Origin of the sequence: Lysobacter sp. S4-A87 (assembly GCF_022637455.1) — a bacterium.
Taxonomy (GTDB): Bacteria; Pseudomonadota; Gammaproteobacteria; order Xanthomonadales; family Xanthomonadaceae; genus Lysobacter_J.
In genome coordinates this window covers 137,097-151,512 of record NZ_CP093341.1, presented here as the reverse complement: position 1 = coordinate 151,512, position 14,416 = coordinate 137,097, and the positions used below count along the sequence as shown (strand labels likewise).

Sequence of the window (14,416 nt, the reverse complement as noted above, 5' to 3'; positions counted from 1 at the left end):
CCGGTCAACGCGGTGCGATGTAGCCCCCGCGCACGCCCGAGGGTGACAGCACCAGTTGCCACAACTGCGTGTGGCGGCTGCGGAAACTGGCCATCGAGGCCGACAGGTAGAAGCGCCACATGCGCTGGAAACGCTCGTCGTAGCGGGCCGGCAGTTGTGGCCACGCCCGCTCGACGTTGTCGAGCCAGGCCTGCAGGGTCAGCTCGTAGTCGGCGCCGAAGTTGTGCCAGTCCTCCATCACGAACAGGCCTTCGCAGGCCGTCGAGATCTGCGCAGCCGACGGCAGCATCGAGTTGGGGAAGATGTAGCGGTCGATCCACGGGTCGGTGACTTGCACCGACAGGTTGGTGCCGATCGTGTGCAGCAGGAACAGGCCTTCCTCGGCCAGGCAGCGTCGCGCCACCTCGAAGTAGGTCTCGTAGTTCTTGACGCCGACGTGCTCGAACATGCCGATCGAAAGGATCGCGTCGAAACGCTCATCACCCTCGCCCGCCCCGGCCTCTCGGTAGTCCTGCAGCCGGATCTCGATCGGCAATCCCGCGCACAGCTCGCGCGCATACGCGGCCTGTTCGCGCGACACGGTCACGCCGACGCCGCTGATGCCATAGCGCTCGGCGGCGAACTTCAGCGCCTCGCCCCAGCCGCAGCCGATGTCGAGCACGCGCATGCCGGGCTTGAGGCGGAGCTTTCGGCAGACCAGGTCGAGCTTGGCCTCCTGCGCCGCGTCCAGGTCGTGCAGGCGCGCACCGTCGCGGTCGCGCCAGTAGGCGCAGCTGTAGACCAGGCGGCGCCCGAGCATGGCCCGATACAGATCGTTGCCCAGGTCGTAGTGCTGCTCACCGACGACGAAGCTGCGACGGCGGCTCTGCAGGTTGGTCAGGTAGGCGCGCACCGCATCGGCCCGCGCCTTCCAACCGCGCACGCGGCGATCGAGGTCGGCACTGATGACCTTGAACAGGAAGCCGTCCAGCGATGGCGTTCGCCACCACCCATCCATGTACGACTCGCCCAGCCCGAGCGAGCCCTCGACCAGGACGCGGGCGAAAAAGCGCTCGTCCTCGACCTGCAGGTCCCACGGACGCGCACCGCCGACGCGGACGTCGGCCAACGAAAGCAACTGCTCTACCCGACTGCGCAATGCGGACATGGCGACCTCGGTGTTCGGCTGGCCTCCCTCGGGCCTGGCCCGCAGGTGGCGGGCCAGCCGATCCTATCGCGATGCCGCTCAATGCGGCATCAACCCCCGGTGAACAGCGACCGGTACTCGGGGGTCACGAACGGCAGCAGCACGTCGGCGGGGACCTCCACCGTCTGCGTGCCGTCGGAGTACGGGCCGACCTGGTAGGGCGCGAACACGAAGCGCAGGCCACCCAGCTTGCCATCCGGCGCGGCCATGGGCTCGAACAGTGCGAAGTCGGTCGGCGCCGGCTCGGTGCCGTCGTCGATCATGCGCGAGGCGTTCTTGACCACTTCGGCGCGCTCCTCCGCCGGCAGGTCGTCGGCATCGACGCGCTGCGACAGCGCCGAGTGCAACTGCTCGCGGACGTAGCCCGATATCGCCGCCCAGCCCTTGTCGTCGCGCACCAGCTCGCGCGCGGTCAGCATCCGCTGCTGCTGCGGCAGCCAGACGAAGCGCGCGATCAACGGCGCGCCGTGGGCACCGCCGGTATAGCTGCTGCCATCGGCAGCGACGGCGACCACGCTGGGGGTGTTCATCAACTCGGTGAAGCTCAGCGAGAGGTCGTAGGGGGCGCTGGTCGCGCCGCCGGGCTGGCCACGCGACTTGGCTGCCTCGATCAGGTCGGCGCGGGCGGCATCGGCGTACTTCTTCAGCTCGGCCGCCAGCGCCGGATGCTGGCCGGCCGGAACCTGGTAGCTGATGCCGATGATGTAGTCCGGGGTCGACTCGGAAACGTCCTTGAGCTCGACCGCGGCAGGCACGGTCGCATCGGTCGCCGCTGGCGCGGGGGCACCCGGCGTGGCACTGGTCGCCGGCGCCGCCGGCTCGCCCTCGCGCTTGCAGCCGGCCATCACGGCCAGGCCCAGCAACGACAGCATGAACAATCGCTTCATGGGCAATCCCTTGTCGATGAGCGTCAGGTTAGCGGCGGCGGCGTGATGCCCGTATGCAGGGGACATGCGGCGGCGCTGGGATGCGAATGGGTCGAAACGGGACATCGGCACAGGGGGATTCGGCAACGGCACGGGTATTTCACCAGAAGACGGGATTGCTACGCCTGCAACGTCTGCGGATGCCGTCTTCCCCACTTCGCACTGTGCATCGATACAGCCGGGGTTGCGTTACCACTGCGTCCGCTGCGGCAGCAATCCCTGCAGCTCGGCGTCGGTCAGGTTGCGCCACTGGCCGGGCTTGAGGTGGCCAAGCTTGACGTTGCCGATGCGCACACGCAGCAGCTGCTTCACGCGGAAGCCGAAGTGCGCGGCCATCAGGCGGATCTGCCGGTTGAGGCCCTGCACCAGGACGATGCGGAAACCGAACTTGCCCAGCTTTCCGGTCCTGCACGGCAGCGTGGTCTGACCGTGGATGGGCACGCCACGCGCCATGGCGCGCAGGAACTCGTCGGTGACGGCGTGGTTGACCACCACCAGGTATTCCTTTTCCAGCTTGTTCTCTGCGCGCAGGATCTCGTTGACGATGTCGCCGTTGCTGGTCAGCAGGATCAGCCCCTCGGAGTCCTTGTCGAGCCGGCCGATCGGAAAGATGCGCTGCTGGTGGCCGACGAAGTCGACGATGTTGTCCTTGACCCCCGCCTCGGTGGTGCTGGTGACGCCGACCGGCTTGTTGAGGGCGATGTAGACGTGCTGGCGCTTGCCCTTGCTGGCCTGGCGGACCTTCAGCGGCTGGCCGTCGACCTGGACCTGGTCGCCTTCGCCGACCTCGGCGCCGACGCGCGCGCGCGCGCCGTTGACGGTCACCCGCCCCTCGGCGATGAGGTTGTCGGCTTCGCGACGCGAGCAGAAGCCGGTGTCGCTGATGTGCTTGTTCAGGCGCATGCGGGCGGGCGCCAGGGGCGCGGCAGTCGGGGGATGGGCGCGCATGCTGTCACACCTGGGCGCAAGGGGACAGCTCCGCGCGCCCGTGCGCCCCGCGATGGCCTGTCGCCGCCGTTGCGGTCAGGCCAGCAGCTGGTTGTACTCGGGATGGCGTTCGACCCAGGCGGCGGCATAGGAGCAGGCCGGGTGGACGTGCCAACCCTGCGCCTTGGCGAACTCGAAGGCCTCGCGGACCAGCTCGCCAGCGATGCCGCGGCCGCCGATCGCCTCCGGGACGCCGGTGTGGGTGATCACCATCTTGCTGCCTTCGCGGTAGTACTCCAGCCGGGCGTCGACTCCATCGACAGTCGTCGTGAACGCGCCGGTCACCGGGTCGTGCTGGATCTGGTGCTGGGTCATGGGGGGCTCTTGGGTCTGGAATGTCGGGCGCACGGCTTGCGCACGTGCGCCCGGGTCAGAGGTTACGGTAGCTCAACGGCTGTCGCGCTTGCCCTGGTTGTGGCGGTCCTGGGTGCCGATGCTGCCCTGGATCGCTTCCATCCGGCTTTCGGCCGCATGCAGTTCGGCGGCCTTGGCAGCCGCACTGTCGGACTGGAAACCCGGCTTGGGAACATGCCCGTGGGCCGTATCGAACTGTTGCCACGGCTGCGGCTGGTGGTCGCGCTCGTGCTTGGCGGCCAGCAGCTCCTGGGTGTTGGCCAGGGCCTGCTCGGGCGTGATGCGCGGCTTGCGTGGAGCACGCTTGCGCGGGACGGGGACGGTCGCCGCGGTCGGAGTCGCGCGGGCTGTCCGGACGACGGTCTTCCGGGCCGGTGCCTTGGTCGCGGCTGCCTTGCGGGCCGTCGACTGGGGGGCGGCTGCCTTGCGGACGGTCTTCTTCGCGACCTTCGTCGCGACCTTCTTCGTCGCTTGCCTGGTTGCCTTGCGGGCCGGCGCCTTGCGCGCGGCCGCCTTCTTCACGACCTTCCGGGCGGTCTTCTTCGCTGCGACCTTCTTCGCGACAACCTTCTTCGTTGCCGCCTTCTTCGTTGCCACCTTCTTCGTTGCAACCTTCTTCGTTGCAACCTTCTTTGTTGCGGCCTTCCTTGCAGGCGCCTTCTTCGCCGCCGTCTTCCGGGTGGCTGTCCTGGCGGTGGTCTTCTTCCGGGCCGTCTTGGCGACGACCTTGCGGGCGGCCTTCTTCACGGCCTTCTTTGCTGTTTTCGCCGCCGCCTTCTTCGTCGGGGCCTTGCGGGCGGTAGTCTTGCCGGCCTTCCTGATCGCCATGCCTGGCACTCCTGGGCATCGTCTGGGAGCGTTTTGGATATCACGCGCGGCATTCATGCCGGGTGAGCGGGACGCCATCGCGAGCGCCGCATTGCGTCATCCGTTCAGCCCCAGACGCGACCAGTAATGACCGAGTGCGTCACATTTTCACGCCGATCCGACCCGGGCCCAAGCTGAGACGGCTGGCACGGAATCTGCGTGATCCAAGACAGGAAAGTCAGTAGGGAGAACACCCATGACCGTGCACCACCTGACCCTCGGCCACGTCAGCGACGACGCCCTGATGACGCGCATGTTCGACCTGGTCCAGAGCGGCAAGGAAGGCTCCATCGAGTCGTCGCAGATCGATGCCGAGATCTACGCCCGCCTGCTCGAAACCTATGGCGCGGACGATGCGGCGATGTCGGACCGTCACGCGGCCTGATCAGCATTCCGGCCGGGTCGCCAGGCCCGGTCGACACCAGCTCGGGTAGCTGGGGGGCGCCTTGAGCGCGGCGGGCCTGCGCCATGCAGGTCCGCCGCAGTCCCTCCGGCTTGCCAATTGCGACCGCGGCGCCGGTCTCGGCTCAGCGGAAGGACGGGCTCATCAGCCGTTCCAGGAAGATCGTTCCCACGCGCGGCTCCATCAGCAGCATGAACAACACGCCATAGATCGCACCTGACAGGTGCGCGCTGTGGTTGATGTTGTCGCCGCCGCGCCGGTCCATCCAGAACGAATAGGCGACATAGCCGACGGCGTAGACAATCGCCGGCATCGGCAGCACGAACACGATGATCAGCGACCACGGCTTGAGCAGGACGAAGGCGAACAGCACCGCCGACACCGCGCCGGAAGCACCCAGGCTGCGGTAGCCCGGATCGTGGCGATGGCGCAGGTAGGTCGGCAGGATCGCAATGACAATCGCCGACAGGTAGAACAGCAGGAACCCGAACGGCCCGATCAGCTGGCCGATCACGCCTTCGATCACGCGACCGAAGAAGTACAGCGTGATCATGTTGAACAGCAGGTGCGACCAGTCGGCGTGGATGAAGCCGTGCGTGACCAGCCGGTCGTACTGGTGGTTGCGGTCGATCGCCGGCGGCCACAGGATCAGGCGGTTCAACAGCTGCGGCCGCTCGAAGGCCAGCCACGAGACCACCACGGTCACGGCGATCAGGATGAAGGTCAGCATCCGTTGGTGCTCCTGGCTGCGATGCGCGACGCTGCGGTCATCATGCGCTGCGGTAGTTGTCCTGCATCGGGTAGGTGCGCGCGTACAGCCCGAAAGCCGCCGCGGCAACGAACGCGAAGCCGGCGAAGAAGAACATCAGGAAGGCATTCTCGCTCAGGCCGGTGTTGGCGATGTGCGACATCACCGTCTGGTTGCGCACGCCGGCATTGGTCAGCAGTACCCACAGGCTGCCGAAGGTGATGGCCAGGTACCAGAACGCCATGATGACGCCCTTCATCGCCCGCGGCGCCTGGCTGTAGGCGAACTCCAGCGCGGTCGCCGACACCAGCACCTCGCCGAACGTCAGCAATGCGTAAGGCAGCATCTGCCAGGCCAGCGTCACCGGATGCCCGCCGTCGAGGTAGAGCTGGATCAGGCCGGCGCCGATCCAGGCCACGCCGGCGAAGGCGATGCCCCAGCCCATGCGCCGCAGTGCGGTCGGTTCGAATCCGAGCTTGCGCAGCGCCGGGTACAGCACGATGTTGTTGAACGGAATCAGCAGCATCACCAGCAGCGGATTGATCGCCTGCATCTGCGCGGCATCCTTGATCAGCCAGCTCGGCCACCACCACAGCTCGTTCGGCATCATCATCTCGTTGCCCTGCAGCACCCAGGTCGAGGCCTTCTGGTCGAACAGCGAGTGGAACGGTGTCGCCAGCGCGAACACGATCAGGATGCGCAGCACCGCGCGCACGCCGTCCACGGCCGCGTCCGGGTGGCGGCCGCGGGCACGCTCGAGCTGCAATGAGGTGCCCATGCCACCAAAGGCGATGACCAGGCCCAGCGCCATGCAGGCGCAGATCACGAAGCCCAGCTTGGGAATCAGCAGCAGCGCGCCCACCGCGAGCACACCGCCGATCGCCGCCACGACCAGGCCCGGACGGCCCTGCCCCGGTGCCTGCGCCAGCAGCGCGGTGCGCGCCACGTGCAGGAACGAGTCCGGGTCGGCCGCGGTCGGCGGCACGTTGACGTATTGCTTGCGGCCCAGCCAGAAGATGAACGTGGCGATGAACATCAGGATGCCGGGAATGCCGAACGCCACTGCCGGGCCGTACTCGCGCAGGAAGATCGGCATCAGCAGCGAGGCGAAGAAGCTGCCGAAGTTGATGATCCAGTAGAAGGCGTCGAAGACGATCTTGGCCAGGTGCTTGTTGCTCTGGTCGAACTGGTCGCCGCAGAACGACACCACCAATGGCTTGATGCCGCCTGAGCCGAGCGCGATCAGGAACAGGCCGGAGTAGAAGCCGGTGCGGTTGTCCTCGAAGATCGCAAGGCAGGCATGGCCGATGCAGTAGACCAGCGAGAACCACAGCACCGTCTGGTACTTGCCGAAGAACCGGTCGGCCAGCCAGCCACCCAGCAGCGGGAAGAAGTAGACGCCGATGACGAAGCTGTGGAAGACATCCTTGGCGATGCCGGCGCGTTCGGCTTCCGGCGCGTACAGCAGCAGCGTGCTGACCAGGAACGGCGTCAGGATGTTGCGCATCCCGTAGAAACTGAACCGCTCGCAGCCCTCGTTGCCGATGATGTAAGGAATCTGCCGGGGCATCCTGCCCTGGGAATCGACAGTGGTGGCGCTTGCGGTGGTCGTCATCTACGGCGGTCCTGCGGGTACGTTCAGGGTTTCAATGCGGGCAACGCCGCTGCCGGCTGGGCGGCAACGGCGGATGGGCAAGCCTACCCGATCGGCGCCTCAAGTCGTTCCGGCCGGGCGCTCAGACCCAGTCGGTCAGGCCTTCCCGTTCGTACAGGGTCCTGAAAGATGGGCGCGCCTTCAGCGCCGTCGCCAGCGCGGCCAGGTGCGGCCAGTCGTGACCGGGGCGCGGCATGTTGCGGGTCCAGCGCATCAGCATGGCCAGGTAGAAATCGGCCGCGCTCAGCTGCTCGCCGAGCAGGTACGGGCCGTTAGCGGCCAGGTGCCCGTCGAGCCGGTCCCAGGCGGCTTCGACGCGCCGGCGGGTGCCTTCGCGGACCTCGTCGGCATGGGTTTCGTCGATGTCGCCCGGGTACCACCACAGGCGCATCGGCGACTGCACGGTGTTGACCAGGTTCAACATCCACTGCAGGTACGGACCGCGCAACGGGCTATCGACAGCAGGTGCCAGGCCCGATTCGGCATGCCGGTCGGCCAGATGCAGCACGAGCGCGGCCGCTTCGTAGAGCGGCTTGCCGTCGGCGACCAGCGTCGGCACCAGGCCGTTGGGATTGAGCGAGAGGTACTCGTCGGTCTTGTGCTGTTTCGCCTGCGTGTCGACCAGGCGCAGTTCGTGCGGCACGCCGAGCTCGATCAGCAGCCAATGGACGACCAGGCTCGCCGCGCCGGGCGAGTAATAAAGGCTGTACATGCGTTGCATCCCCGAAGGCAATTCGATCAGGGGGCAATGATCGCATGCGTTCGCAGGCACGCCGCCATCCCGGCAAAAGACCGGACGACGGGATTGCCTGCTGACACCCGATGTCAGCAGCGTGACCCTCACCGGCAAAGCATCGGCCCCGGCTCGGCTAACATGCGCCGACATTTTCGTGAGATGCCCGCGCAATGACCCGTTCGCCGCTCGCCGCCGCAACCCTCGTCGCACTGCTCACCACCCTCCCCGCCGTCGCAGCTCCCAAATCCAGCGCGCTGACCACCGTGTCCGAACGCAGCGGCTTCGTGAAGACCGGCCGCTACGATGAGGTCATCGCCCTGTGCGACCAGTTCGCCCGGCGTTACCCCGACGCGGTGCGCTGCAACGACTTCGGCACCACGCCGGAAGGTCGTCCGATGAAGGTGCTGGTGGTGTCGAAGACCGGCGCGTTCACGCCGGAAGCGGCAAAGGCCAAGGGCCTGCCGGTCATGTTGATCCAGGGCGGCATCCACGCCGGCGAGATCGACGGCAAGGATGCCGGCTTCCTCGCCTTGCGCCAGGCACTCGATGGCGAAGCCACCCCCGGCACGCTCGACAAGCAGGTGCTGCTGTTCGTGCCGGTGTTCAACGTCGACGGCCATGAGCGCTTTGCGCGCTGGAACCGTCCCAACCAGCGCGGTCCGGAGGAAATGGGCTGGCGCACCACGGCGCAGAACTACAACCTCAACCGCGACTACGTAAAGGCCGACACGGCCGAGATGCAGGCGATGCTGCGAATGGTCGACGCCTGGGATCCGCTGGCCTACGTCGACCTGCACGTCACCGACGGCGCCAAGTTCGAACACGACGTCTCGATCCAGGTCGAGCCGGTCAACAGCGGCGATGAAGCGCTGCGCGCCGCGGGCACTGCCCTGCGCGATGGCGTGATCGAACGCCTGGCTGCGGAAGGCTCGCTGCCGCTGCCGTTCTACCCTTCGTTCGTGAAGGGCGACGAACCGGCATCGGGGTTCGAGGACGGCGTCCCCACGCCGCGCTTCTCGCACGGCTACTTCCAGCTGCGCAATCGCCTGGGCATGCTGGTCGAGACGCACTCGTGGCGCGAGTACCCGCACCGGGTAAAGGTCACGCGCAACATCATCGTCGCCCTGCTCGACCTGGTCGCCAGCAACGGCAAGCAGTGGCTGCAACAGACTGCCGCCGCCGACCAGCGCGCCGCCGCGCTCGGTGGCCAGCCGGTCGCCCTCGACTACAAGGCCACCGACAAGAGCCGCATCATCGATTTCCGCGGCTATGCCTACACGCGCACGCCTTCGGAAGTCTCCGGCGCGCTGATGACGCGTTACGACGAGACCCGGCCGCAGATCTGGCAGATTCCGATCCGTGACGAGATCGTGCCCGACCATGTCGTCACCGCGCCCAAGGGCGGTTACCTGGTACCGGCCGCGCATGCGGGCTGGGTTGCCGCCAAGCTCGACCAGCACGGCATCAGCTATCGGCGCTTGCCGGCCGCGCAGGCGCACGCCAAGGTCGAAACCTTCCGCGCCGACCAGGCCAGTTTTGCCGCGCAGTCGGTCGAAGGGCACCAGCGCGTGACCCTGACCGGCCAGTGGAAGCCCGAGACGCAGGATGTCGCTGCCGGCGCACTGTTCGTGCCGATCGCGCAGCCCGAGGCGCGACTGGTCATGGCTCTGCTGGAACCGCAGGCACCCGACGCGCTCGTGGCCTGGGGCGAGTTCAACAACAACTTCGAGCGCAAGGAGTACATGGAGGACTACGTCGCCGAGGAAGTGGCGCGCGAAATGCTCAAGGACCCCAAGGTGAAGAGCGCATTCGAGCAGCGCCTGAAGGAAGATGCAGCGTTTTCCGCCGACCCGCAGGCACGCCTTGAATTCTTCGCCCGCCGCCATTCGTCATGGGATGCGCGTTACCGGATGTATCCGGTGCTGCGTACCGACGGCACGCCACGCTGACGGCGCCGCAACATCCGGGCCGCTAGGCTGGGCGCATTCCAACAAGTGATGGCCCGGAGAGATGCCCATGTTCGAGTCGAAGTCGTTTTCGCTGGTCCTGCCCGGCCTGCTCGGCATCGCGGTTGCGATGTCGCTCGCGGCCTGCAAACCGGGTGCGGACTCCGGAACTGCTTCGACCCGTCCGACGCCGCCATTGACCCACGGTGCCCACGCGATCACCGGCTCCGCCGGCTACCGCGAGCGGATCATGATGCCGCCGGGCTCGACCCTGCGCGTGCAACTGATCGACAACCAGCTCGCCGACACGAAGTCGGCGGTGCTGTCAGAGATGACGTTCAAGGACCTGTCCGGTCCTCCGTACGCTTTCAGCCTCCCCTATGACCCGGTCAAGCTCCGCAGCGGCGGCCAGTACGGACTGCACGCGTCGTTGCAGGGCCCGGATGGCAAGCTGTGGTTCGTCACCGACACGCGCACTTCCGTGGATCCGGCTGGCAATGCCCCGGTCGAGTTGCAACTGGTGCGCGTGGCGCCGTCTGCATCGGGCGCCCCTGCCAGCCAGGTCGACCGGAACATCAGTTACTGGCAATGCGGCGAGCTTCGCCTCGGCGCCGACTTCAGCCAGTCCGAACGGGCGGTGCTGTCGTACGCCGGCCGGGAGTTGACGATTCCGCTGGCGGTGTCCGCGTCGGGCGCGCGCTATGCCGACGACAAGGGCAACGAGTTCTGGACCAAGGGCAGCAGCGGCACGCTCGCCCTGGCCGGCGAAGACAAGCGCGAGTGCAGCCAGGCCGACGGTCCCTCGCCGTGGGAAGCGGCGAAGGCCCGCGACGTCGGCTTCCGCGCGGTCGGCAACGAGCCGGGCTGGTGGGTCGAGGTCGGCATGGGCGAGGCGCCGCAACTGCGCGCCGAACTCGATTACGGCGCACGCAGGATCGAAGTCGCCAACGCACAACCGCTCAAGGACGGAGCGGGCTTCAGCGGCAAGACCACCAACGGCACGCAGGTCGAGCTGAAGATCGAACGCAAGCAATGCACGGACGACATGAGCGGCAGTTCGTTCGAGGCCAGCGCGCAACTAGCTGCCGGTGGCAAGACGTACCAGGGTTGCGGGGCGTACCTGCAGGACTGAAGGCAAAGTGATTGAAGGCAACGTGCCTCAAGGAGGTCCAGCCATGATCGAGATCCTGCCCTCGCCGTCGCATGTGGCGGCATTCCATTTCAGCGGCACCCTGGACGGCGACGATTACGACCGCTGCATCGCCGACATCGAGGCGCGCCTGGCGCAGCACCAGCGCATCGGCCTGTTCTGCGACCTGACCGGCTTCACCGGCCTGACCGCGCAGGCCATGGGCAAGGACCTGCGCTATGCGATGGGCAAGTTCGGCGAGTACGGCCGCTTCGCCCGCGGCGCGATCATCACCGACAAGCACTGGCTGGCGCGGATTTCCGAGTTCTCGGGCCACTTCTTCCCGCACACCGAGATCCGCTCCTTCGACCCGGATGAGCGCGAAACCGCGATGGGATGGGCAAGCGAGGTGCCGGCAGAAGGCATGTCGGCCTGAAGGTGTCGCCGCGCACGCCTACGACATGTACTTCCAGTTGCGCGACTTGCCTTCGGCCACCCATTCGATGGTCTGCTCCAGCCGTCGTTGACGCGTTTCCTCGCGCTTGGCCTCGGTGATCCACTCGATGTAGTCGCGCCGGTAGCTGGGTGGGAACGCCTCGAAGTGGGCGCGGGCCTTCGCGTTCTTCTTCAACGCGGCGACCAGATCGTCGGGGACCTCCAGCGACGGTCGCGCCTTGGCGGCCTTGCTGGCAGGACGCGTGCTGCCGCTGTCGATCAGCGCCTTCGCCTGCTTGATGAAGCCGATCAGTTCACGCTTGCCCGGCAGGTCGGCCAGGCGGGTGATGCGGCCGAACTGACCCATGCCCTGCTCGCTGCGCGGCGCGCCCTCGATCTGCTCCCCCTGCCAGAAACCAAAGCCGACGTGCTGCTTGAAGGCGGCCATGCCGCACAGGATCTTGCCGCGGTAGGTGAAGCTCGGCATGCCCCACTTCAGCGTTTCCTCGACCTCGGGGCAGCCGGCATGGACGACCGCCCGCAGGTGCGTCAGCAGGGGTTGGGCGAACTCCCCGGAACGGGCGATGTAGGCGTCGATTCGCGGGTCGGTTGCGGGCATCGGCGGTTCCGGAGTGGGCGCGTCCTATTGTGCACATGCTTCCACGTTGGAACAGCTGAGGGGCGAAAGAATCACAGGCAGCGAAGGGAGGGACCACAATGGCCCTGCGCGACCGACGTACACCGGCAACGGACATCCACGTGCAGCAACGGCGCATGGGCCTGACGGGCCCGCAGGCGCGGATGCTGATCGACTGCGAACGCTACGGCTGGAAACTCGCCTTCATCCGCGAGCCACTGGAGCACCCGACGCCGGTGCTGTTCGCCACCGCCCGCGACTTCGTCGTGGTGCGCGAGGACGGCAGCATCGACCGCGAACCGGCAATCGAGCTGCGCCACTGAAAAGGCCGTCCCCCTGCGTCACTCCGGCAACAGCCAGCGCCCGATGATCCGGTAGGGCTGCCCGGACTGGCTGTCCATGAGGACGAAGTCGTGCACCGGCCAATCCAGCGGTTCGATCGGCGTGGTGGCGATGTGGCGGCGCACGTTGCGCTGGATGGTCAGGTGCGGACTGAAGCCCGCAGCCGGTTTTGTCGGTACGCCATATCGTGCCAGCCCATCGCCCAGCGCCGACCACAACCCCTGCAGTCCCGCCGGAGTCTCGCGCGTGCCCAGCCACCAGACGTCGCTGCCGCGGAAGCTGCCGGCGCAATCCAGAACCAGCCCGAATGGCGGCAGACGCACCTCCGCGGCGGCGGCGCAGGCGTCCGCGATCAGTGCTTGCGGCAACGATTCGAACTCACCGAGGAACTGCAATGTAAGGTGGTAGCGCGCGGCATTGAGGCGACGCCCACCCGGCTGGAGTTCGCGCTCCAGGCGCGACGCTGCCTCGTCGATCGAGTGCCGCAAGGCATCGGCGGGCCAGAGCGCGAAGAACAGCCGATGGAACATGGTTGCGCGCGTGCCTCAGCGCCCCGCTGGCGCTGTCTGCTTGCGCAGGTAGTCGGCGAGGCCACGCCGCTGCAATCCCTGCACCGCAGCGAAGGTGGGCGCCGCCACCACCGCCATGGCCATGGCCGCATGGGCCGCGATCTGCCTGGGTCGCATATCGGTCACTCCCGCGCTGGGGAAGCCATTAACCCATCGCGGATGCATGCGCGCAAGCGCCAGGTTCGCGCCTGGCGCGCCGTGAGGCGAATCGTATGGAGTGGCGGTTGGCGGGAACGGAATATCCGTGTCGACGATCCGTGCGCGCGCTGTGACAGCAGCACGTCGTCGCCCCCTGATCAACAGCCACCAAGGACGACCGTGCAACGTACGACATTCGCCAATGTGCTGATTGCTGCCCTGCTCTCCTGCCAGCTTGCCGGCTGCGCTCCGGCGCAGGATCCGCCCGCGCCCGCGCCTGCTGCTACCAGCCCTGCCACCGGCGCCGGGGCATCACCGCCGCCACCGCCGATGTCGCCCGGGGACGTCGCGCTTCAACAGCGCGCGAACGGCCTGTTCAAGGCGCTCCCGGCCAAGCTCGACACGGTACGCAACGAAGCCATGACCGAAGCGAAGGTCGAGCTCGGCAAAATGCTGTTCTTCGACCCGCGACTCTCCTCGAGCCAGGTCATCAGCTGCAACAGCTGCCACAGCCTCAGCACGGCCGGCGCGGACAACGTGCCGACGTCCGTTGGCCATGGCTTCGAGCGGGGTCCGCGCAATTCGCCCACGGTGTACAACTCGGTGTTCAACGCGAGCCAGTTCTGGGATGGGCGCGCACCCAACCTGAGCGAACAGGCCAAGGGGCCAATCCAGGCCGAAGTCGAAATGAACAACTCGCCGGCGCGCGTGGTCGAACTGCTCAACAGCATTCCCGGCTATGCGCAGGCATTTCGCAGCGCGTTTCCCGAAGGCGGCAGCGACGCTGTCAGCTTCGAGCGCACGGCGCTGGCCATCGAAGCCTTCGAGGCGACGCTGATTACGCCCGATGCGCCATTCGACCGGTTCCTCGGCGGCGATGGCGCAGCGCTCGATGCCCGCCAGAAACGCGGACTGGGACTGTTCATGGACACCGGCTGCATCGCCTGCCATGCCGGCATGAACCTGGGTGGCCAGACCTTCCACCGCTTCGGCCAGGTCAAGGAACCCGATGAACGGGTGTTGCCGAAGGCCGACATCGGTCGCTTCGCGATCACGCACGCGCCAGGCGATCGCCATGTATTCCGCTCGGCGCCGCTGCGCAACGTGGCGTTGACCGCGCTTACTTCCACAGCGGCCAGGTCTGGGACCTTCGCGAAGCGGTGCGGATCATGGCCACTGCCCAGCTGGGCCGCGAGCTTGAAGCCAAGGACGTGGACGACATCGCCGCGTTCCTGCAGTCGCTCAGCGGCAAGGCGCCACTGGTCACGATGCCGGTCCTGCCGCCGAGCGGCGACGCGTCGCCGCGACCGCGCCTGGATTGAGCCGGTGCTTGAGACCGGTGACTGAGCAGCTGACTGA

Annotated in this window: 17 protein-coding genes; 6 read left to right on the top strand and 11 right to left on the bottom strand. The window is 67.1% G+C overall.

Annotated elements, in window-relative coordinates; genetic code table 11:
- Positions 1 to 4 precede the first annotated feature (4 nt).
- The 5 genes from cfa to MNR01_RS00705 all read right to left on the bottom strand — a co-directional run bounded on the left by cfa (position 5) and on the right by MNR01_RS00705 (position 4,338).
- Complete coding sequence (cfa, locus tag MNR01_RS00725) at positions 5 to 1,147, bottom strand: cyclopropane fatty acyl phospholipid synthase (protein WP_241919097.1); 1,143 nt, start codon at positions 1,145 to 1,147, stop codon at positions 5 to 7.
- Between the two features lie 89 nt (positions 1,148 to 1,236).
- Positions 1,237 to 2,073 carry a DUF3298 and DUF4163 domain-containing protein gene (locus tag MNR01_RS00720; RefSeq protein ID WP_241919096.1) on the bottom strand — a complete coding sequence of 279 codons (837 nt, stop codon included), beginning with the start codon at positions 2,071 to 2,073 and terminating at the stop codon, positions 1,237 to 1,239.
- Between the two features lie 228 nt (positions 2,074 to 2,301).
- Positions 2,302 to 3,060, bottom strand: coding sequence for a pseudouridine synthase (locus MNR01_RS00715; RefSeq protein ID WP_241919095.1), 759 nt, complete (start codon positions 3,058 to 3,060; stop codon positions 2,302 to 2,304).
- A 75-nt stretch (positions 3,061 to 3,135) separates the two neighbouring features.
- Positions 3,136 to 3,414, bottom strand: a complete 279-nt coding sequence (locus MNR01_RS00710; protein WP_241919094.1) for a GNAT family N-acetyltransferase — start codon at positions 3,412 to 3,414, stop codon at positions 3,136 to 3,138.
- A gap of 72 nt (positions 3,415 to 3,486) precedes the next feature.
- Entirely contained in the window at positions 3,487 to 4,338 is an 852-nt protein-coding gene (locus tag MNR01_RS00705) for a hypothetical protein (protein WP_241919093.1), read from the bottom strand.
- A gap of 178 nt (positions 4,339 to 4,516) precedes the next feature.
- On the opposite strand from MNR01_RS00705, the gene MNR01_RS00700 reads away from it, so the two are divergent.
- The gene (locus tag MNR01_RS00700; protein ID WP_241919092.1) at positions 4,517 to 4,705 is read left to right on the top strand and encodes a hypothetical protein; all 189 of its coding nucleotides are present in this window, start codon (positions 4,517 to 4,519) and stop codon (positions 4,703 to 4,705) included.
- 142 nt (positions 4,706 to 4,847) lie between these two features.
- Here the strand turns inward: MNR01_RS00700 and MNR01_RS00695 are convergent, their stop codons facing one another.
- The 3 genes from MNR01_RS00695 to MNR01_RS00685 all read right to left on the bottom strand — a co-directional run bounded on the left by MNR01_RS00695 (position 4,848) and on the right by MNR01_RS00685 (position 7,837).
- Complete coding sequence (locus MNR01_RS00695; protein WP_241919091.1) at positions 4,848 to 5,453, bottom strand: rhomboid family intramembrane serine protease; 606 nt, start codon at positions 5,451 to 5,453, stop codon at positions 4,848 to 4,850.
- 40 nt (positions 5,454 to 5,493) lie between these two features.
- The gene (locus MNR01_RS00690; RefSeq protein WP_241919090.1) at positions 5,494 to 7,086 is read right to left on the bottom strand and encodes an oligopeptide:H+ symporter; all 1,593 of its coding nucleotides are present in this window, start codon (positions 7,084 to 7,086) and stop codon (positions 5,494 to 5,496) included.
- A gap of 121 nt (positions 7,087 to 7,207) precedes the next feature.
- The gene (locus MNR01_RS00685; RefSeq protein WP_241919089.1) at positions 7,208 to 7,837 is read right to left on the bottom strand and encodes a glutathione S-transferase family protein; all 630 of its coding nucleotides are present in this window, start codon (positions 7,835 to 7,837) and stop codon (positions 7,208 to 7,210) included.
- 194 nt (positions 7,838 to 8,031) lie between these two features.
- Here MNR01_RS00685 and MNR01_RS00680 point away from each other — a divergent pair, with 194 nt between their 5' ends.
- From MNR01_RS00680 to MNR01_RS00670, 3 genes are all read left to right on the top strand, one after another.
- The gene (locus tag MNR01_RS00680) at positions 8,032 to 9,810 is read left to right on the top strand and encodes a M14 family metallopeptidase (protein ID WP_241919088.1); all 1,779 of its coding nucleotides are present in this window, start codon (positions 8,032 to 8,034) and stop codon (positions 9,808 to 9,810) included.
- Positions 9,811 to 9,877: 67 nt separating this feature from the next.
- Positions 9,878 to 10,939 (top strand): YbaY family lipoprotein, encoded by a 1,062-nt coding sequence (locus tag MNR01_RS00675; RefSeq protein ID WP_241919087.1) that lies wholly within the window; start codon positions 9,878 to 9,880, stop codon positions 10,937 to 10,939.
- A gap of 43 nt (positions 10,940 to 10,982) precedes the next feature.
- Entirely contained in the window at positions 10,983 to 11,372 is a 390-nt protein-coding gene (locus tag MNR01_RS00670; RefSeq protein ID WP_241919086.1) for an STAS/SEC14 domain-containing protein, read from the top strand.
- 18 nt (positions 11,373 to 11,390) lie between these two features.
- Here MNR01_RS00670 and MNR01_RS00665 read toward each other — a convergent pair whose 3' ends face one another.
- Positions 11,391 to 11,990: a YdeI/OmpD-associated family protein gene (locus tag MNR01_RS00665; RefSeq protein WP_241919085.1), complete on the bottom strand. Its 600-nt coding sequence runs from the start codon at positions 11,988 to 11,990 to the stop codon at positions 11,391 to 11,393.
- A 98-nt stretch (positions 11,991 to 12,088) separates the two neighbouring features.
- Here MNR01_RS00665 and MNR01_RS00660 point away from each other — a divergent pair, with 98 nt between their 5' ends.
- Positions 12,089 to 12,331, top strand: coding sequence for a hypothetical protein (locus MNR01_RS00660; RefSeq protein ID WP_241919084.1), 243 nt, complete (start codon positions 12,089 to 12,091; stop codon positions 12,329 to 12,331).
- Positions 12,332 to 12,349: 18 nt separating this feature from the next.
- Here the strand turns inward: MNR01_RS00660 and thpR are convergent, their stop codons facing one another.
- Positions 12,350 to 12,880: an RNA 2',3'-cyclic phosphodiesterase gene (gene thpR / locus MNR01_RS00655; RefSeq protein ID WP_241919083.1), complete on the bottom strand. Its 531-nt coding sequence runs from the start codon at positions 12,878 to 12,880 to the stop codon at positions 12,350 to 12,352.
- Positions 12,881 to 12,895: 15 nt separating this feature from the next.
- Positions 12,896 to 13,036, bottom strand: a complete 141-nt coding sequence (locus tag MNR01_RS00650; RefSeq protein WP_241919082.1) for a hypothetical protein — start codon at positions 13,034 to 13,036, stop codon at positions 12,896 to 12,898.
- Positions 13,037 to 13,078: 42 nt separating this feature from the next.
- Between MNR01_RS00650 and MNR01_RS00645 the strand changes: the two genes are divergently transcribed.
- Complete coding sequence (locus tag MNR01_RS00645; protein ID WP_305852244.1) at positions 13,079 to 14,404, top strand: cytochrome c peroxidase; 1,326 nt, start codon at positions 13,079 to 13,081, stop codon at positions 14,402 to 14,404.
- Positions 14,405 to 14,416 lie beyond the last annotated feature (12 nt).

What these genes read in the sequence shown, in the direction of transcription:
- cfa (WP_241919097.1), bottom strand. Translation starts at nt 1,147, where the DNA reads ATGTCCGCATTGCGCAGTCGGGTAGAGCAGTTGCTTTCGTTGGCCGAC.
- MNR01_RS00720 (WP_241919096.1), bottom strand. Translation starts at nt 2,073, where the DNA reads ATGAAGCGATTGTTCATGCTGTCGTTGCTGGGCCTGGCCGTGATGGCC.
- MNR01_RS00715 (WP_241919095.1), bottom strand. Translation starts at nt 3,060, where the DNA reads ATGCGCGCCCATCCCCCGACTGCCGCGCCCCTGGCGCCCGCCCGCATG.
- MNR01_RS00710 (WP_241919094.1), bottom strand. Translation starts at nt 3,414, where the DNA reads ATGACCCAGCACCAGATCCAGCACGACCCGGTGACCGGCGCGTTCACG.
- MNR01_RS00705 (WP_241919093.1), bottom strand. Translation starts at nt 4,338, where the DNA reads ATGAATGCCGCGCGTGATATCCAAAACGCTCCCAGACGATGCCCAGGA.
- MNR01_RS00700 (WP_241919092.1), top strand. Translation starts at nt 4,517, where the DNA reads ATGACCGTGCACCACCTGACCCTCGGCCACGTCAGCGACGACGCCCTG.
- MNR01_RS00695 (WP_241919091.1), bottom strand. Translation starts at nt 5,453, where the DNA reads ATGCTGACCTTCATCCTGATCGCCGTGACCGTGGTGGTCTCGTGGCTG.
- MNR01_RS00690 (WP_241919090.1), bottom strand. Translation starts at nt 7,086, where the DNA reads ATGACGACCACCGCAAGCGCCACCACTGTCGATTCCCAGGGCAGGATG.
- MNR01_RS00685 (WP_241919089.1), bottom strand. Translation starts at nt 7,837, where the DNA reads ATGTACAGCCTTTATTACTCGCCCGGCGCGGCGAGCCTGGTCGTCCAT.
- MNR01_RS00680 (WP_241919088.1), top strand. Translation starts at nt 8,032, where the DNA reads ATGACCCGTTCGCCGCTCGCCGCCGCAACCCTCGTCGCACTGCTCACC.
- MNR01_RS00675 (WP_241919087.1), top strand. Translation starts at nt 9,878, where the DNA reads ATGTTCGAGTCGAAGTCGTTTTCGCTGGTCCTGCCCGGCCTGCTCGGC.
- MNR01_RS00670 (WP_241919086.1), top strand. Translation starts at nt 10,983, where the DNA reads ATGATCGAGATCCTGCCCTCGCCGTCGCATGTGGCGGCATTCCATTTC.
- MNR01_RS00665 (WP_241919085.1), bottom strand. Translation starts at nt 11,990, where the DNA reads ATGCCCGCAACCGACCCGCGAATCGACGCCTACATCGCCCGTTCCGGG.
- MNR01_RS00660 (WP_241919084.1), top strand. Translation starts at nt 12,089, where the DNA reads ATGGCCCTGCGCGACCGACGTACACCGGCAACGGACATCCACGTGCAG.
- thpR (WP_241919083.1), bottom strand. Translation starts at nt 12,880, where the DNA reads ATGTTCCATCGGCTGTTCTTCGCGCTCTGGCCCGCCGATGCCTTGCGG.
- MNR01_RS00650 (WP_241919082.1), bottom strand. Translation starts at nt 13,036, where the DNA reads ATGCGACCCAGGCAGATCGCGGCCCATGCGGCCATGGCCATGGCGGTG.
- MNR01_RS00645 (WP_305852244.1), top strand. Translation starts at nt 13,079, where the DNA reads ATGCATGCGCGCAAGCGCCAGGTTCGCGCCTGGCGCGCCGTGAGGCGA.